16 protein-coding genes and 1 pseudogene are annotated in these 14,291 nt (G+C 70.6%); 8 read left to right on the top strand and 9 right to left on the bottom strand.

What is annotated here, in order from left to right; genetic code table 11:
• Positions 1-107: 107 nt before the first annotated feature.
• The 3 genes and pseudogenes from AB0M20_RS06295 to fdhD all read right to left on the bottom strand — a co-directional run bounded on the left by AB0M20_RS06295 (position 108) and on the right by fdhD (position 2,641).
• Positions 108-1,292 carry an alkaline phosphatase D family protein gene (locus AB0M20_RS06295; RefSeq protein ID WP_364294633.1) on the bottom strand — a complete coding sequence of 395 codons (1,185 nt, stop codon included), beginning with the start codon at positions 1,290-1,292 and terminating at the stop codon, positions 108-110.
• A 48-nt stretch (positions 1,293-1,340) separates the two neighbouring features.
• Positions 1,341-1,754: pseudogene (locus AB0M20_RS06290) on the bottom strand (PhoD-like phosphatase N-terminal domain-containing protein); the annotation flags it as partial.
• Between the two features lie 59 nt (positions 1,755-1,813).
• Complete coding sequence (fdhD, locus tag AB0M20_RS06285; protein ID WP_364294630.1) at positions 1,814-2,641, bottom strand: formate dehydrogenase accessory sulfurtransferase FdhD; 828 nt, start codon at positions 2,639-2,641, stop codon at positions 1,814-1,816.
• Between the two features lie 96 nt (positions 2,642-2,737).
• On the opposite strand from fdhD, the gene AB0M20_RS06280 reads away from it, so the two are divergent.
• The 3 genes from AB0M20_RS06280 to AB0M20_RS06270 are packed head-to-tail and all read left to right on the top strand — an operon-like array spanning position 2,738 to position 4,725.
• Positions 2,738-3,337: an NTP transferase domain-containing protein gene (locus tag AB0M20_RS06280; protein WP_364294627.1), complete on the top strand. Its 600-nt coding sequence runs from the start codon at positions 2,738-2,740 to the stop codon at positions 3,335-3,337.
• A gap of 52 nt (positions 3,338-3,389) precedes the next feature.
• Entirely contained in the window at positions 3,390-3,644 is a 255-nt protein-coding gene (locus tag AB0M20_RS06275; RefSeq protein WP_364294624.1) for a DUF6457 domain-containing protein, read from the top strand.
• Positions 3,645-3,654: 10 nt separating this feature from the next.
• Positions 3,655-4,725, top strand: a complete 1,071-nt coding sequence (locus AB0M20_RS06270) for a hypothetical protein (protein ID WP_364294621.1) — start codon at positions 3,655-3,657, stop codon at positions 4,723-4,725.
• On the opposite strand, the gene AB0M20_RS06265 is transcribed toward AB0M20_RS06270, so the two are convergent.
• Entirely contained in the window at positions 4,722-6,656 is a 1,935-nt protein-coding gene (locus tag AB0M20_RS06265) for a beta-propeller domain-containing protein (RefSeq protein ID WP_364294618.1), read from the bottom strand. The genes AB0M20_RS06270 and AB0M20_RS06265 overlap by 4 nt on opposite strands.
• A 33-nt stretch (positions 6,657-6,689) precedes the next feature.
• The gene (locus AB0M20_RS06260; protein WP_364294615.1) at positions 6,690-7,127 is read right to left on the bottom strand and encodes an Lrp/AsnC family transcriptional regulator; all 438 of its coding nucleotides are present in this window, start codon (positions 7,125-7,127) and stop codon (positions 6,690-6,692) included.
• 68 nt (positions 7,128-7,195) lie between these two features.
• Between AB0M20_RS06260 and ddaH the strand changes: the two genes are divergently transcribed.
• The gene (gene ddaH / locus AB0M20_RS06255) at positions 7,196-8,038 is read left to right on the top strand and encodes a dimethylargininase (RefSeq protein ID WP_364294612.1); all 843 of its coding nucleotides are present in this window, start codon (positions 7,196-7,198) and stop codon (positions 8,036-8,038) included.
• 8 nt (positions 8,039-8,046) lie between these two features.
• Positions 8,047-8,604, top strand: coding sequence for a bacterial proteasome activator family protein (locus AB0M20_RS06250; RefSeq protein WP_364294609.1), 558 nt, complete (start codon positions 8,047-8,049; stop codon positions 8,602-8,604).
• A 14-nt stretch (positions 8,605-8,618) separates the two neighbouring features.
• Here AB0M20_RS06250 and AB0M20_RS06245 read toward each other — a convergent pair whose 3' ends face one another.
• From AB0M20_RS06245 to AB0M20_RS06230, 4 genes are all read right to left on the bottom strand, one after another.
• The gene (locus tag AB0M20_RS06245; RefSeq protein ID WP_364294606.1) at positions 8,619-9,416 is read right to left on the bottom strand and encodes an HAD family hydrolase; all 798 of its coding nucleotides are present in this window, start codon (positions 9,414-9,416) and stop codon (positions 8,619-8,621) included.
• Positions 9,416-10,228, bottom strand: a complete 813-nt coding sequence (locus tag AB0M20_RS06240; RefSeq protein ID WP_364294603.1) for an HAD family hydrolase — start codon at positions 10,226-10,228, stop codon at positions 9,416-9,418. The genes AB0M20_RS06245 and AB0M20_RS06240 overlap by 1 nt, the downstream gene beginning before the upstream one ends.
• A 108-nt stretch (positions 10,229-10,336) precedes the next feature.
• The gene (serS, locus tag AB0M20_RS06235; RefSeq protein ID WP_364294600.1) at positions 10,337-11,596 is read right to left on the bottom strand and encodes a serine--tRNA ligase; all 1,260 of its coding nucleotides are present in this window, start codon (positions 11,594-11,596) and stop codon (positions 10,337-10,339) included.
• Positions 11,597-11,641: 45 nt separating this feature from the next.
• Positions 11,642-12,460 (bottom strand): hypothetical protein, encoded by an 819-nt coding sequence (locus AB0M20_RS06230; protein ID WP_364294597.1) that lies wholly within the window; start codon positions 12,458-12,460, stop codon positions 11,642-11,644.
• 66 nt (positions 12,461-12,526) lie between these two features.
• On the opposite strand from AB0M20_RS06230, the gene AB0M20_RS06225 reads away from it, so the two are divergent.
• The 3 genes from AB0M20_RS06225 to AB0M20_RS06215 all read left to right on the top strand — a co-directional run bounded on the left by AB0M20_RS06225 (position 12,527) and on the right by AB0M20_RS06215 (position 14,183).
• Positions 12,527-12,955 carry an OsmC family protein gene (locus AB0M20_RS06225; RefSeq protein WP_364294594.1) on the top strand — a complete coding sequence of 143 codons (429 nt, stop codon included), beginning with the start codon at positions 12,527-12,529 and terminating at the stop codon, positions 12,953-12,955.
• Between the two features lie 58 nt (positions 12,956-13,013).
• On the top strand, positions 13,014-13,376 hold the full coding sequence (locus AB0M20_RS06220; RefSeq protein WP_364294591.1) for a metallopeptidase family protein: 363 nt from the start codon (positions 13,014-13,016) through the stop codon (positions 13,374-13,376).
• A gap of 75 nt (positions 13,377-13,451) precedes the next feature.
• On the top strand, positions 13,452-14,183 hold the full coding sequence (locus tag AB0M20_RS06215; protein ID WP_364294588.1) for an AIM24 family protein: 732 nt from the start codon (positions 13,452-13,454) through the stop codon (positions 14,181-14,183).
• Positions 14,184-14,291 lie beyond the last annotated feature (108 nt).

Here is a 14,291-nt window from a genome sequence, read left to right as displayed (position 1 = left end):
GTCGAACCGGACTACGGACCCGCCAAAATCATGGACGAGATCGTGCGCCGCGGCCTCGACCCGGCCACCTTGGGTGAATGGCCGGGCCGGAGGGCCGCATGATCCGGCTACGGGCGCTCGGTCTCCTGGCGTACCGTCGCCTCGCCCAGGTCCTGGCTCCCGAGGGACAAACCGCCGGGCGTGGCGCTTTCGGCCGTCTGGTGCAGGCCGGGCACACGGTCCTCGATCACGAACGTCGCCCGGGTGTGCACGGGCGCGCCGGGCCGGGTCACATAGGGCACCACCTGGAAGTCCGCGGTCATGGACGAGCGGGTGATCGTGGTGCGGACGTATCCGCGCTGGTTGTTGTAGAAGCGCAGGTGCGGGTTCCACGGCGACCAGGGGTGCTGCCCGCTCGGCACGTCCGCGCCGTCGCCGGTCGAGGTGATCGACGAGCAGACCAGCTCGCTGCCGACCGTGCGGGAGGTCGGGTCGCGCCAATCGAGCTTGAGTTCGTCGGCCCAGTGGGCGTGGACGTCGCCGGTGAGGACCACCGCATTGCGTACGCCGGCGTCCACCCACCCCCGGGTGATCCGGTCGCGCGAGGCCGCGTACCCGTCCCAGGAGTCCATGCTGACCACCTCGGCCGGGCCGGAGTTGTTGTCCCGCTTGCCGAAGAAGACCTGCTGGCCGAGTACGTCCCAGCGGGCGTCCGAACGGCGGAACCCGTTGATCAGCCACTGCTCCTGCTCGGCGCCGGTGATCGTGCGGGCGGGGTCGGTGGCGGCCGGGCAGTCCTTGTACCCGTCACCGCAGCCCTGGTCGTCGCGGTACTGCCGGGTGTCGAGCATGTGGAAGGTGGCCAGCCGCCCCCAGCGGATCCGTCGGTAGAGCTGCATGTCGATGCCCTGCGGGATCGAGCTGCGGCGCAGCGGCATGTTCTCCCAGTACGCCTGGAACGCCGCCGCCCGGCGAGCGAGGAAGCCCGGGTCGGGCCGCTCGGGCACCTCGTCGGCCCAGTTGTTCTCGATCTCGTGGTCGTCGAAGACCACCGCCCACGGCGCGACGGCGTGCGCGGCCTGCAGATCGGGATCGGATTTGTACTGCGCGTGCCGCTGCCGGTAGTTGGCCAGGGTCACCGTCTCCGGGCCCTCGTGGTCGCGTGGGTTGCCGCCCGGGATGGTGTAGACGCCGGCCTGATACTCGTACTGGTAGTCGCCGAGGTGCAGGACCAGCTCCGGCTCGTCGGCGGCCAGGTGGCGGTAGGCGGTGAAGTAGCCGTGCTCGTACTGCGAGCAGGAGGCGAACGACATCGCCAGCGTCGCCGGCAGCGCCCAGGGCGGCGGGGCGGTCCGGGTACGCCCGACCGCGGAGACGAAGCCTTCGGCCCGGAAGCGGTAGAAGAATTCGTGGCCCGGCGGCAGACCGCGCAGCACCACGTGGATCGCGTGCGCGTGCGCCGGGGTCGCCGTCGCCACGCCCCGCCCCACCACGCGGCGGAATCGCTCGTCGGCGGCGACCTACCACTCGACCTGGACCGCGCGACTCGGCATGCCGCCGAGACTGTCGTCGGCCAGAGGCGTGGTGGCGAGCCGGGTCCACAGGACGAAGCCGTCGGGCTTCGGGTCGCCGGATGCCACGCCGAGGGTGAACGGGTCGGTGCGCAGCGGGCCGGCATACGGTGCGGCGATCGCGGCCAGTGGCCACGTGGTCGCGGCGCCGGCCGCCGCTGCGGCCGCGCTGCCCAGGATGAGGGTGCGTCGGTTGAGTGCCATACCGGCAGCCTCGCGAGCATGGATGAACGTGGATGGCCGGAGGCGTTACCGGCAGGAGGTCAGACGGTGACGCGATGGGCTCCAGCATACACGTTCATCGATGGGCCACGCAGGAAGCCGACCAGCGTCATCCCGGCTTCGTCGGCCAGTTCCGCGGCCAGCGTGCTGGGCGCCGAGACCGCCGCGAGCAGCGGTATCCCGGCCATCCACGCCTTCTGGGTCAGCTCGAAGCTGGCCCGGCCCGACACCAGCAGCACGTGCCCGGTCAGCGGCAGCCGGTCCTCGCGCACCGCCCAGCCGATGACCTTGTCCACGGCGTTGTGCCGTCCCACGTCTTCGCGCAGCACGAGCAGGTCGCCGCCCGCGGTGAAGAGTCCGGCGGCGTGCAGGCCGCCGGTCCGGTCGAAGGTCCGCTGGGCCGCGCGCAATTTGTCCGGAAGGGAGGCAAGTGTCTGAGCTGTGACGGAAACGCCGTCGGTGGTGATGTCGAACCGTGATCGAGTGCGGACCGCATCGATGCTGGCCTTTCCGCAGACCCCGCAGGAGGAGGTCGTGTAGAAGTTGCGGGTCGGGTCCGTGACCGGCGGCGGGACGTCCTCCCCGAGCACCACGTCGACCACGTTGTAGGTGTTCGGCGTGTCCGTGCCGGCGCAGAGCTGGGCGGTCACCACGTCGCCGGCCGAGCCGATCACGCCCTCGGTGAGCAGGAAACCCATGGCCAGATCGATGTCCTGACCCGGCGTCCGCATGGTCACCGCCAGCGGCGCCTTTCGGATCCGGATCTCCAGCGGCTCCTCGGCGGCCAAGTCGTCCGGCCGCCTGCGGGGTTCCGCGGCGGTGTCGAGATTGATCTTCACCACTGGGCGGCGGTTCATCGTCCGGGCCATGACTGGAGCGTAGGCGCGCCGGGGCCGGTCGCGCAGTGGTGGCGAGGGCGGCTGAGTGCCCGCCGCGCGTGGTCACGCTCGGGATACGGTAAGTGCGTGGGGGGATTTGCGGCGGTGGTGCTGGCCGGCGGAGCGGCGCGGCGGATGGGCGGTGCGGACAAGCCGGCCCTGCCCGTCGCGGGCCAGCCGATGCTGTCCCGTGTGCTGGCCGCGGTGCACGACGCCGATCCGCGGGTGGTGGTCGGCCGGGTGCCGCCCGACCTGCCCGTGCAGGTGCACGCCACCCGTGAGGACCCGCCCGGCGGCGGCCCCGTCGCCGCTACGGCTGCCGGTCTGGCGCTGGTGCCGACGCACGTGACCTACACCGCGCTGCTGGCGGCCGACCTTCCGTTTCTCACCGGCGAGGCCATCGACGTGCTGCGCCTGACCGCGGAGTCGGCGCCGATGCAGGGCGCGGTCTATCGCGACGCCGAGGGGCGTCGCCAGATGCTTTGCGGGGTATGGCGGACCCAGGCGCTGCGTGACGCGCTCGACAAACTGACCGCCGAGCGGGGGCACCTGCACGGCGCCTCGGTGCGGGAGCTGATGGAGCACCTGCGGGTCGCGGAGGTGTCCTGGCGGCGGCCCGGACCACCGCCGTGGTTCGACTGCGACACCGACGACGACCTGCGCACCGCCGAAGAGTGGGCCAGCTGAGCGGGCCGAGCCGGGCAAGCTGCGCGGGCCGAGCCGGCTGAAAGGGATGGGCATGAACGAGCTGGACGTCTGGGTCAATGCCGCCGTCGAGGAGCTGGGCCTCCGGCCCGAGGACGAGCAGACCCGGCAGATCCTCGACGTCGCCCGCGACGTCGCGCACCAGGTGCTGCGGCCCGGCGCGCCGGTCACCGCGTACCTGATGGGAGTGGCCGTGGGTCGCGGAGCGGACCCCGCCGACGTGGCCGCGCGCATCTCGTCGCTCGCGAAGAACTGGGCGGGGGCCAAAGGCGAAACGGAAACGCAATAGGGTGGCTGGCATGACCGTCGACTCGACCGGTGACCAGCCCGAGGGCATTCTGCTCGACGAGCCCACCACTGCTGACCTGCGCGCCAAGGTGACCGAGGCGTGGCGGGAGTTCGCCGGTGCGCTCGCCGCGCTGATCCCCAAGCTGACCGCCGGCGCCCATGTCGACGTCACGCTCGACCCGACGGCCTCGGGCACCGGCGCCGCGATCTACTCGGTCAGCATGCGCGTGCTCGACGACGGCGTCCTGGAGGCGCTCGCGGTGGGCAACGCCGAGCTGCCCGCCGGCTACCGGATGGATCGGGCCGCGGTCGCCGACCTGGTCGCGCTCGGCTGGTCGCCGCCCGGCGTGCTGCCCGACTCCGGCGAGTCGTTCGGCCTGCGTACCACGGTGGACCAGGCCCCGAAGATCGCGACCATGGTCTCCCGCACGCTGCGCGACGTGTACGGCGCGCCGCACCCCGCCTTCCTCGTCTACCTGGTCCACGACATCGACGACGAGCCGATCGACACCGAGCCGCTCGGCACGGCCCGCCACGAGCCCTCCCTCGAGGAGGGGCTCAACCTCGACGAACTGCAGGGCGCCGCCGCGCTGGCCCACGCCGCGGAGGAGGCGATCCCGCTCGAGGAACGCGTCCGCACGGTCGTCGCGACGATGTCGAAGACCACGGTCGACCAGCTCCAGGAGGACGCCGACGGCGACATCGGCATCCGCGCGGGCAGTGCGATGGTCTTCGTCCGGGTCCGCGACAACCCGCCGCTGGTCGACGTGTTCTCGCCGATCCTCACCGAGGTCGAGCCGACCGAGCAGCTCTACGTGAAGCTTTCCGAGCTCACCAACCGCATGCCGATCGGCCGGCTCTACTGCGCGCAGGACACGGTGTGGGCGTCCATCCCGGTCTTCGGCCGCAACTTCCAGGCCGCCCACCTCATGCTCGCCGTGCAGGTGATGACCGGCCTGGCCGACGAGCTGGACGACCGGCTGCACGGCGAGTTCGGCGGCAAGCGCTTCTTCGGGGAGGGCGACAAACCCGCCGTGCATCCGACCCCGGACGGCGACCACCGCCCGGGGATGTACCTCTAGAACTTGAGCGTGGCGACCGGTTCCAGGTTGGACAGCGCCGACGCCTGCAGGCCGGTCTCGGTGAGCGCCCACAACTCGTTGCCGATGACCAGCGTGCGCCGGATCTGTGGTGAGTAGCCCTCCGCCTCCAGCGGCGCGGTGAGCTTGCCGGCCTGCGTGAGGCCGCTGTCGGTCACCGTCAGCGCGAGCGCGCCGGCCGACGCGACCGTCGTGTACGTGCTGATCGGCACCACGAACAGCTTCGTGGCGGGCCACCACAGGATCGCGTGCGGGTCGTACTCCGCCTCGGAGGAGCCGGACGACACCACCTGCTGGGCGAGTCGACGCGGCGCCGCCGGGTCGGACACGTCGAACAGCGACACCTGGGTGCCCTGCCGGCGTCCCTGGTCATCGGCCTCCTGCCCGACCCCGATCAGCCGGTCCTCGCCGACCGGCTGCAAGTGCGCGGAGTACCCGTTGATCTTCAGCTCGCCGGTGACCCGCGGCTTGGCCGGGTCGCTCAGATCGAGGCTGTAGAGCGGGTCGGTCTGCCGGAACGTGACCACGTACCCGCGGTCGCCGATGAACCGGACCGAGTAGATCTTCTCGTTCTTGCCCAGGCCGCCGACCGAGCCGACCTCCTTGAGCGTGTCCCCGTCCGGGCGCAGCACCCGCACGGCGGACGACGCGGCGTTGTCGTCCGTGGTGGCCACCCGCAGATGACCGTCCCATTCGGACATGGCGTACTGGTTGACCAGCCAGCCCTTCACCTGGCCGGCGGCCTCGTAGGTCGGCGGTTCGGTGCCGGTCACGGCGAACCGGAAGATCTCCGTCTCGATCGCCGGCGGCTTGTCGCCCCGGCCACCGCGCCAGATGTCGAACCGCCAGCGCTGGTCGTTGGCGATGTAGAGGCTGGTCGGGGTGCCGTACACGGTGTCCCCGTCGGCCACGATCGCGACCGGGCGGCCGTTGTCCAGCTTGGGCGCGGCGATGTCGAAGGTGAGCACGCTGAGCACCGACTTGCCCGAGTACACCGGCGGCCGGCGCACGTCACCGCAGCCGACCTGGCCCTTCTCGACGGTGCCGCCGGTGGTCACCGACCACTCGGGCAGCCAGGCGTCCACGCCGGCCCGGTCGATCGCCTTGCGGTTCGCGTTGATCCGGTCCCGGTCGTCCCGGGTGTTCGGCAGGTCGGGGAAGGTGATGCGCGGCGTCGAGCTCAGCACGACCCGGGCGGCGCCGCCGGTCTGCCGGGCGTCGATCAGCCGGGCGTTGCTCTCGAACTCGCTGACGATGCGCGGCGATCCGGCGAGGTCGACCAGGATGACCTTCGTGCCGCCCACGCCGTACGCGTACGGCCGTTTCGGGCTGGACGGACCGTCGTAGAAGCCCTGCGCCGCTTCCACCAGCACCAGCGCGCGATCACCCGAGAGCAGCAGGTTCCCGCCGTAGACGTCCTGACCCAGGGGCAGCGTGCCGGTCACCTTCTTGGACGCGGCGTCGACCACCAGCAGCTTGTTCTGGCTGATGGTGACGATGCGCCGGCCGTCGGTCTTGACGATGTCGGGCTCGTCGACGCCGGCCTCGTGGGTGTTCGTACCCGAGAACTCCGGCGTGGCGGCCTTGTCCGCCGCCGCGTTCGCGGGAGCGGCCGCCCGCGCGCCCTCCGGCATCGCGCCATCGGCCGCGAACGCGACCACGTCGCCGCCCAGACCGTACGGCCCGACGGACTTCTTGGCCGCGGCGCGCAGATCGTCGCGGAGCTGTGCACACGAATCGAAGGCGACCAGACGCAGGGCGGTGGTCACGCGCGGGGTGGTGGGCACCGGGTCCGGGTCCTTGCCGGACGAGGTGCAGCCCACGAGGGGCAAGGTGGCGACCAGGGCCAGGCCCAGGAACTTTGTGACAGCCTTGGGTCCGGTCAAGGGCGGCGGCGGGGCTGAGGACTGCATGCGGGTGGGACGCGCGCCGGCGCGAAACGGTTCCTACTCGAACGGACCCAGCCGTGACAGCACCACCATGCTCTTGGTCGACGTGACGAACGGCTCGGCCCGCAGCCGCTCCAGCGCTTGCTCCAGATGCCCGATGTCCGCTGCCCGCAGATGCACGAGCGCGTCCGCGTCACCCGACACGGTGTACGCCCCCACGACCTCCGGATGCCGCCTGGTCGCCACGGTGAGCTGGGCCGGAGTCGTGCGTCCAGTGCAGAACAGCTCCACGAACGCCTCGGTCGTCCAGCCGACGGCTGCCGGGTCGATGACGGCGGTGAATCCCTTGATCACGCCTTGCGCGCGCAGCCGGTCGACTCGCCGCTTCACCGCCGGCGCGGACAACGACACCTTGGCGCCTATCTCGGCATACGACGCTCGGGCATCGGCGACCAGCAACGCAACGATTCGCTGGTCCACGGCGTCCATCTGCAACGATTCGCCTCCGACGAGCAAGATTATGAGCTGTTTCGCACGCCGTCAGCGTACCTACCCTTTACCTCATGAGCCAGACGGAGCGCTTGCCGCGTAACAGGACATATCTGATGTGTCCGCCGGAGCACTTCACGGTCGAGTACGCCATCAATCCCTGGATGGACACCTCGGTCGCGGTCGACGCCGCGCTGGCCGTCAAGCAGTGGCGCATGCTCCACGAGACGCTGACCGACCTGGGACACGCGGTGCACGTCCTCGACCCGCAGCCCGGCCTGCCCGACATGGTCTACGCCGCCAACGGAGCCTTCTCGGTCGACGGCACCGTCTACGGCGCCCGGTTCCGGTACCCGCAACGGTCCGCGGAGGCGCTGCACCACTCGGTGTTCTACCGCAACGGCCCGTGGACCTTCGTCGACCCGGCGCAGGTCAACGAGGGCGAGGGTGACTTCACCTACCTGAGCGGCGCATACGGCGGGATGATCCTGGCCGGCCACGGCTTCCGCACCGAGCCGGCCGCCCATGTCGAGGCGCAGGAGGTGCTCGGCCGCCCGGTGCTCTCGCTCAAGCTGGTCGACCCGGCGTTCTACCACCTCGACACCGCGCTGGCCGTGCTCGACGACCGGCACATCACGTACTACCCGGAGGCCTTCTCCCCGGCGGCGCAACGGATCCTCGCGCAGCTCTTCCCGGATGCGGTGATCGCCGACCGGGAGGACGCCGAAGCGTTCGGGTTGAACCTGGTGAGTGACGGACGCCACGTTGTGCTCAACGCGGAAGCCATGAACATGGCGGACAAGCTGGCCGCGGCCGGTTATCAGCCGATTCCGGTGGAGTTGAGCGAGCTGAAGCGCGGTGGGGGCAGCGTCAAGTGCGCGGTGGCCGAGCTGCGGCCGAGACTGCTTGCGACATGATGGAACGCATGACCGACGACACCCGTACCGAAGACAAGCAGGACGACGGCGTCATCGTGGTGGGTCCCGACGGCCGTCCCCTGGGCAAGGTCGAGTCGGACGGCACCCTCGCCCCCGAGGAGCCGGGCAATCTGATCGAGCAGCCGGCCAAGGTGATGCGCATCGGCAGCATGATCAAGCAGCTGCTCGAGGAGGTCCGGGCGGCGCCGCTCGACGAGGCGAGCCGGGGCCGCCTGCGCGAGATCCACCAGCGTTCGATCACCGAGCTGGAGGACGGCCTGGCCCCGGAGCTGCGCGAGGAGCTCGAGCGGCTGTCGCTGCCCTTCGAGGGGGACACCCCGCCGAGCGAGGCCGAGCTGCGGATCGCGCAGGCCCAGCTGGTCGGGTGGCTCGAGGGCCTCTTCCACGGCATCCAGGCGGCCCTGGTCGCCCAGCAGATGGCGGCCCGCCTGCAGCTCGAGCAGATGCGCGGCGGCCAGGGGCGGCCGGCGCTGCCGATGGGCCCGATGGGTCCGGTGCCCGGCGGGCCGGAGAGTGCGAACGCCCGGTCGGGGCAGTACCTCTAGTCGGGGCAGTACCTCTAAAGGTCGAAGACCTCGCGGAGATAGCGCGCGACCCCGTCGTCCTCGTTCGTGGCGGTCACCACGGAAGCGACGTCGAGGACCGCGGGGTGCGCGTTGCCCATCGCCACCGAGCGCCCGGCCCAGGTGAGCATCGGCACGTCGTTGGGCATGTCGCCGAAGGCCAGCACGTCGGCGGGCTCGAAGCCCTCCCGCTCGCACAACCAGGCCAGCCCGGCCGCCTTGGTCACCCCGACGGCGGAGATCTCGGCCAGCGCGGACGACGACGAGTGCGTGGCCTCCGCGATCCCGCCGAGGGTCCGGGACACCAGCTCGAAGAACTGCTCCGGCTCGGCCGACGCCGACCGGGCCAGCAGCTTCACCGCCGGCGCCGAGGTCAGCTCCTCGGGTGAGGAGATCACCCGGAGCGAATGGTCTTTCATGGCCCGCACCGGCCAGGTGTCCTCGTGCCAGAACGATCGGCCGTCCTCGACCTCCACCGCCAGGGTCAGGTCGGGCACCGCCTCGCGCAGCTTCTTGATCACCTCGACGAGCAGCGACGTGTCCATGGGGTTCGCCCGCAGGATCGAGTCGGTGTCCGGGTCGTAGACCACCGCGCCGTTCGCGCACACCGCCGGGACCGGCTCGGCCATCTGGTCGTACAGCTGGGCGAGCCAGCGGACCGGACGGCCGGTGACCACGACGAGCGGGACCGGCAGCCGGTCGATGACGTCGATGGTGCGAGGGCTGAGCGTGCCGTCGTTGCGGATGAGGGTGCCGTCGATGTCGGTCGCGACGAGGCGGAAAGGAGCGGGCATCACCTCGACAGTAGCCGGTCCAGGTATCGAGCCACGCCGTCCTCGTCGTTGGTCAGCGTCACCTCGTCGGCGGCCGCCAGGACCGACGGGTGTGCGTTGGCCACGGCCACCCGCTGCCAGCCGGCCCAGGCGAACATCGGCAGGTCATTGGGCATGTCGCCGAAGACCAGGACGTCCGCGGGATCGACGCCGATGGTCTCGGCGACCACCGCCAGGCCGGTGCCCTTGTCGGTGAAAGGCGGGCAGATCTCCAGTACGTTCAGGCCCGCCTGGGTGACCGATGCCACGTCCGCCGGGATCACTCGGCGGGCGATCGCCAGCAGGTCGTCGACGTTGTGGTCGGCCGTGCAGGCATAGGCCTTGATCACGTCGCCGGCGAGGCACTCGGGCCGGGTCCGCTCCTCGACGACCACCTCGTAGCGCCAGTTGGGTGCGCGGGTGCCCCAGAGTGGGGCGCCGACGTGTTCGAGCGCCTCCACCATGACGGTGAGCGGCCCGACGATCTCCTCCAGGTCGGTCAACGCCGTGGCGAGCGCGGCGCCGGAGAGCCGGGCGGCGCGCAGCGGACGCGGATCGGAGACGTCGTAGACCCAGCCGCCGTGCGCCAGGACGAGGAAATCCGCCGCCCGCACATCGGAGAGGGTCAGAGACGAGAGGCGGGGACCACGGCCGGTCGCGCCGACGATGCGGATGCCCGCCGCGCGTACCCGATCAAGCACCTCATGGGTGTAGGCCGACACCGAGTCGTCACTGCGGACGAGGGTGCCGTCGAGATCGGTGGCGATCAGCTTGGGAAGGCCGGGGCGGGCCATACGAACCTCCGGGGTCAACGTGACCCCCGCGGAGGGCGGAAGGAAAACGTTACACCGGCCCGCCCACCTGCGCCTATTACTTCAGGTAGCGGGCCGATTGACTTCTCGTTAGCGCTGGGGTTCAAGTACGTCCCGGCCGCCGAGGAACGGCTGCAAAGCCTTCGGCACCCGCACCGACCCGTCCGGCTGCTGGTGGTTCTCCAGGATCGGGATCAGCCAGCGGGTGGTGGCCAGCGTGCCGTTCAGCGTCGCCGCGGTCTGCGGGCGGCCCTCGTCGTCGCGGTAGCGGATGTTCAGCCGCCGCGCCTGGTAGGTGGTGCAGTTCGACGTCGAGGTGACCTCGCGGTACCGCCGCTGCGACGGCACCCAGGCCTCACAGTCGAACTTCCGCGTCGCGCTCGAGCCGAGATCGCCGGCCGCCACGTCGATCACCCGGTAGGGCACCTCGACCTTGGCCAGCATCTCCTCCTCCATCGCGAGCAGGCGCCGGTGCTCGGCCTGCGCCTCCTCGGGCCGGCAGAACGAGAACATCTCGACCTTGTCGAACTGGTGCACGCGCAGGATGCCGCGCACATCCTTGCCGTGGGAGCCGGCCTCACGCCGATAGCAGCTCGACCAGCCGGCGAACCGCTCCGGAGTCGTCAGATCCAAGATCTCATTCGAGTGGTACGCCGCCAGCGGCACCTCCGAGGTGCCCACCAGGAACAGGTCGTCCGCCTCCAGCCGGTACACCTCGCTGGCGTGCGCGCCCAGGAACCCGGTGCCCTCCATCGCCTCCGGCCGCACCAGCGACGGCGTGATCGACGGCGTGAAACCGTGCTCCACGGCCTGCTGGATGGCCATCTGCAACAGCGCGAGCTGCAGCAGCGCGCCGACCCCGGTCAGGAAGTAGAACCGCGACCCCGACACCTTCGCCCCGCGCTCGGTGTCGATCGCCCGCAGCGCCTCGCCGATCTCCAGATGGTCCCTCGGCGCCTCGATGTGCGGAATGTCACCGACCTCGCGCAGCACCACGAAGTCGTCCTCGCCGCCGGCCGGCACGCCGTCCTCCACCACGTTCGGCACCGCGAGATGCGCCCGGCGAAGTGCCTGGTCGGCCTCGCCGGCGGCCGTCTCGGCCGCCTTGACCTCAGCAGCCAATTCCCTGGTACGCGTGAGCAGCGCCGCCCGCTCGTCGCCGGACGCCTTGGCCACCTGCTTGCCCAGCGACTTCTGCTCCGCCCGCACGGCCTCGAAGCGCTGCGTGGCCGCCCGGCGCTCCTCGTCGGCGCGCAACAGGTCGTCCACGACCTCGGTGGACTCGCCGCGCAGCCGCTGGCCGGCACGGAACAGGTCGGGATCTTCGCGAAGCAGACGCAGGTCAATCACGATTGTCGAGCCTACCGGCGAGCCGTACCGCGCTTCATCCCGATATCACTCGTCGCGCTGGGCCGGCTTGTCCCGATCCTCGTTCCGCATGGTGAACGGGTTGACCGACGAGACGGTCAGGTCGATCGGCGCGTCCGGCCGCTCGTCCTCCGCCGGCTCCGCACGAGCCGGGCGGCGCCACGACCACCCCGCCTGCTCCGGCTCCGGCAACACCTCCGCGGCCTCCGGCGGCGCCTCCTCGGCCGCCCGGGTCGGCACCTCCGGTGGCAGATGCCGACCGGCCAGCCAGAGCGCCAGCATCGCCGCCAGCACCCCGAGGACGGCGCAGAAGATCCCCCGCCCGTACGTCAGCTGAATCTCATCCGGATCCCCACTGACCACGAAGAACAATCCGCTGGCCACCCTGCTCGACTCGCCCAGCACGGAAACGGTCGCCGCGATCAGACCGAGCTGCACGCCACCCGCGGCCAACCCGATCAGGCGCAGGTGGCGGCGCCCGGCCGACGGGCCGAAGAGCACCAGCACCACAGCGGCGGCCAGCACGAACAGCCCGGCGACGTAACCGCTGCCCAGAGCGCCCAGGTCGGTGATCCCGGCGGTCCACGGACGGCCCGACTCGAACTCCTCGAACCGCGACCCGCTCAGCACCGTGGTCTGCCACTCCGAGATCAGCGACGCGAGCAGCGCCACGGCGCTCACGGCCGCGGCCAGCGGCACCGTGCGACGATCCGCGGCCAGGCCGCGCATGAGCTGGGTGACACTGCGGCGCCCCCGTGCGGCCGGCGCGGCCTCCTCCGGCGCGCCACCGAACTCGATGACCGACTCCGTGGGCGGGGCCGGTTGCACAGGGTTGTCGGTGGACATGAGTTCCATCATGACCGCCGCCCGGTCCACCGGCCAGCTTCCGCCGGATGGACTAGCGTCGGTGACATGCCTATTCGCACTGCTTCCGCTCGCTGGGAAGGCAACCTGACCGAGGGGTCGGGCACTGTCACCACCGGCAAGGGCGGCTACCAAGGGAACTACTCGTTCAAGTCGCGCTTCGAGGAGGGCGAGGGGACGAACCCCGAGGAACTGATCGCCGCCGCGCACTCCGGCTGCTTCTCGATGGCGTTCTCCAAGGGCCTCGCCGACGCCGGCTTCACGCCGACCTCGGTGGAGACCACCGCCAAGGTGCACCTCGACAAGACCGACGCCGGCTTCGGCGTCACCCGCATCGACCTCGACACGGTCGGCGCCGTGCCCGGGATCGACGAGGGCACGTTCCAGAAGATCGCCGAGGGCGCCAAGGAGAACTGCCCGATCTCGCGTCTGCTCTCGCCGGGCGCCCAGATCACCCTGACCGCAAAGCTCGCCTGACCTGTGCTCGTCTGACCCAGTGCCCACCGGCCCCTACGGACAGGGGCCGGCGGGCACAATGGTGATCGTGCCGGTCGACATGAGCAGGGAACGATTCGAGGAACTGGTCGGCGAGGCGCTCGACGAGGTCCCGGTCGAGCTGCTCAGCCTGATGAACAACGTGGTGGTGCTGGTCGAGGATCTGCCGGCCGACGGCAGCGACGACCTTCTCGGCCTCTACGAGGGGTACGCCCTCACCGAGCGCGGCTGGGACTACGCCGGTGTGCTGCCCGACCGGATCACCATCTATCGCGTGCCGACCCTGAAGGTGTGCGAGTCGGAGACCGACGTCATCGACGAGGTGGCGATCACCGTGGTGCACGAGATCGCCCATCACTTCGGGATCGACGACCACCGGCTGCACGAGCTCGGGTGGGGCTGACGTCTGAACGTCCGAGGTCACTTCTTGTCGTCGACCCGTACCCTGGCTTCACACTCATCAAGGGGGAAAGGTCACATGCGCAGCGAACTCTTCTCGGCCGAAAACCTGGAGAAGGAGGGCCAGCAGCCCGGCCTCCGCCTGCAGAACTCGAAGCTGCTCAAGGCCGAGCTCAACGGCGACTTCATGGCCCGCACCGGCTCGATGGTGGCCTACCAGGGCCAGGTGCAGTTCGAGGCGCTCGGCTCCGGCGGCATCGGCAAATTCCTGAAGCAGAAGCTCACCGGCGAGGGCGTGCCGCTGATGCGGGTCAGCGGCCACGGCGACGTCTTCCTGGCCGAGAACGCGGCCGACATTCACCTGATCGATCTCGAGCAGGGCGACGCCCTGTCGATCAACGGCGCCAACGTGCTCGCCTTCGACTCGAGCCTGCAGTACGACATCAAGATGGTGCAGGGCGCGGGGATGCTTTCCAACGCCGGCCTGTTCAACTGCGTCTTCAGCGGCTACGGCCGGATCGCGGTGACGACCAAGGGCACACCGGTGGTGCTGAACGTCGACCAGCCGACCTATGTGGACCCGCAGGCGGCGATCTGCTGGTCGGCGAACCTGCAGACCGGCTACCACCGCGCCGAGCAGCTCGGCATGGGCACGCTGATGGGCCGCACCACGGGCGAGCGCTTCACGATGAGCTTCGCGGGTCAGGGCTTCGTCGTGGTCCAGCCGTCGGAGGAGCCCCCGGGCGGGTTCGCCGGCGCGGCCCAGGGCCAGCAGCAGCAGGGCGGCGTGCTGGGCGGCCTGTTCAGCTGAGCTGAGCTTGCTGGTCGTCGCTTCGCTCCTCCGGCATTTCGCCCCAAAGGCGGGGGAGGACACGGTGGTTGGGAAAGAAGAGCCGGGCGACCACGAGGATGAGTGCGC

The organism is Actinoplanes sp. NPDC051633 (assembly GCF_040681735.1).
Classification (GTDB): Bacteria; Actinomycetota; Actinomycetes; order Mycobacteriales; family Micromonosporaceae; genus Actinoplanes.
This window is presented reverse-complemented; position numbering and strand designations above follow the sequence as displayed.

Excerpts from the sequence above, each read along its gene's own strand:
- AB0M20_RS06275 (WP_364294624.1), top strand. The coding sequence starts at position 3,390 with ATGAACGAGCTGGACGTCTGGGTCAATGCCGCCGTCGAGGAGCTGGGC.
- AB0M20_RS06225 (WP_364294594.1), top strand. The coding sequence starts at position 12,527 with ATGCCTATTCGCACTGCTTCCGCTCGCTGGGAAGGCAACCTGACCGAG.
- AB0M20_RS06240 (WP_364294603.1), bottom strand. The coding sequence starts at position 10,228 with ATGGCCCGCCCCGGCCTTCCCAAGCTGATCGCCACCGATCTCGACGGC.
- AB0M20_RS06230 (WP_364294597.1), bottom strand. The coding sequence starts at position 12,460 with ATGTCCACCGACAACCCTGTGCAACCGGCCCCGCCCACGGAGTCGGTC.
- ddaH (WP_364294612.1), top strand. The coding sequence starts at position 7,196 with ATGAGCCAGACGGAGCGCTTGCCGCGTAACAGGACATATCTGATGTGT.
- AB0M20_RS06265 (WP_364294618.1), bottom strand. The coding sequence starts at position 6,656 with ATGCAGTCCTCAGCCCCGCCGCCGCCCTTGACCGGACCCAAGGCTGTC.
- AB0M20_RS06220 (WP_364294591.1), top strand. The coding sequence starts at position 13,014 with ATGGTGATCGTGCCGGTCGACATGAGCAGGGAACGATTCGAGGAACTG.
- fdhD (WP_364294630.1), bottom strand. The coding sequence starts at position 2,641 with ATGGCCCGGACGATGAACCGCCGCCCAGTGGTGAAGATCAATCTCGAC.
- AB0M20_RS06270 (WP_364294621.1), top strand. The coding sequence starts at position 3,655 with ATGACCGTCGACTCGACCGGTGACCAGCCCGAGGGCATTCTGCTCGAC.
- AB0M20_RS06215 (WP_364294588.1), top strand. The coding sequence starts at position 13,452 with ATGCGCAGCGAACTCTTCTCGGCCGAAAACCTGGAGAAGGAGGGCCAG.
- AB0M20_RS06295 (WP_364294633.1), bottom strand. The coding sequence starts at position 1,292 with ATGTCGTTCGCCTCCTGCTCGCAGTACGAGCACGGCTACTTCACCGCC.
- AB0M20_RS06245 (WP_364294606.1), bottom strand. The coding sequence starts at position 9,416 with ATGCCCGCTCCTTTCCGCCTCGTCGCGACCGACATCGACGGCACCCTC.
- AB0M20_RS06250 (WP_364294609.1), top strand. The coding sequence starts at position 8,047 with ATGACCGACGACACCCGTACCGAAGACAAGCAGGACGACGGCGTCATC.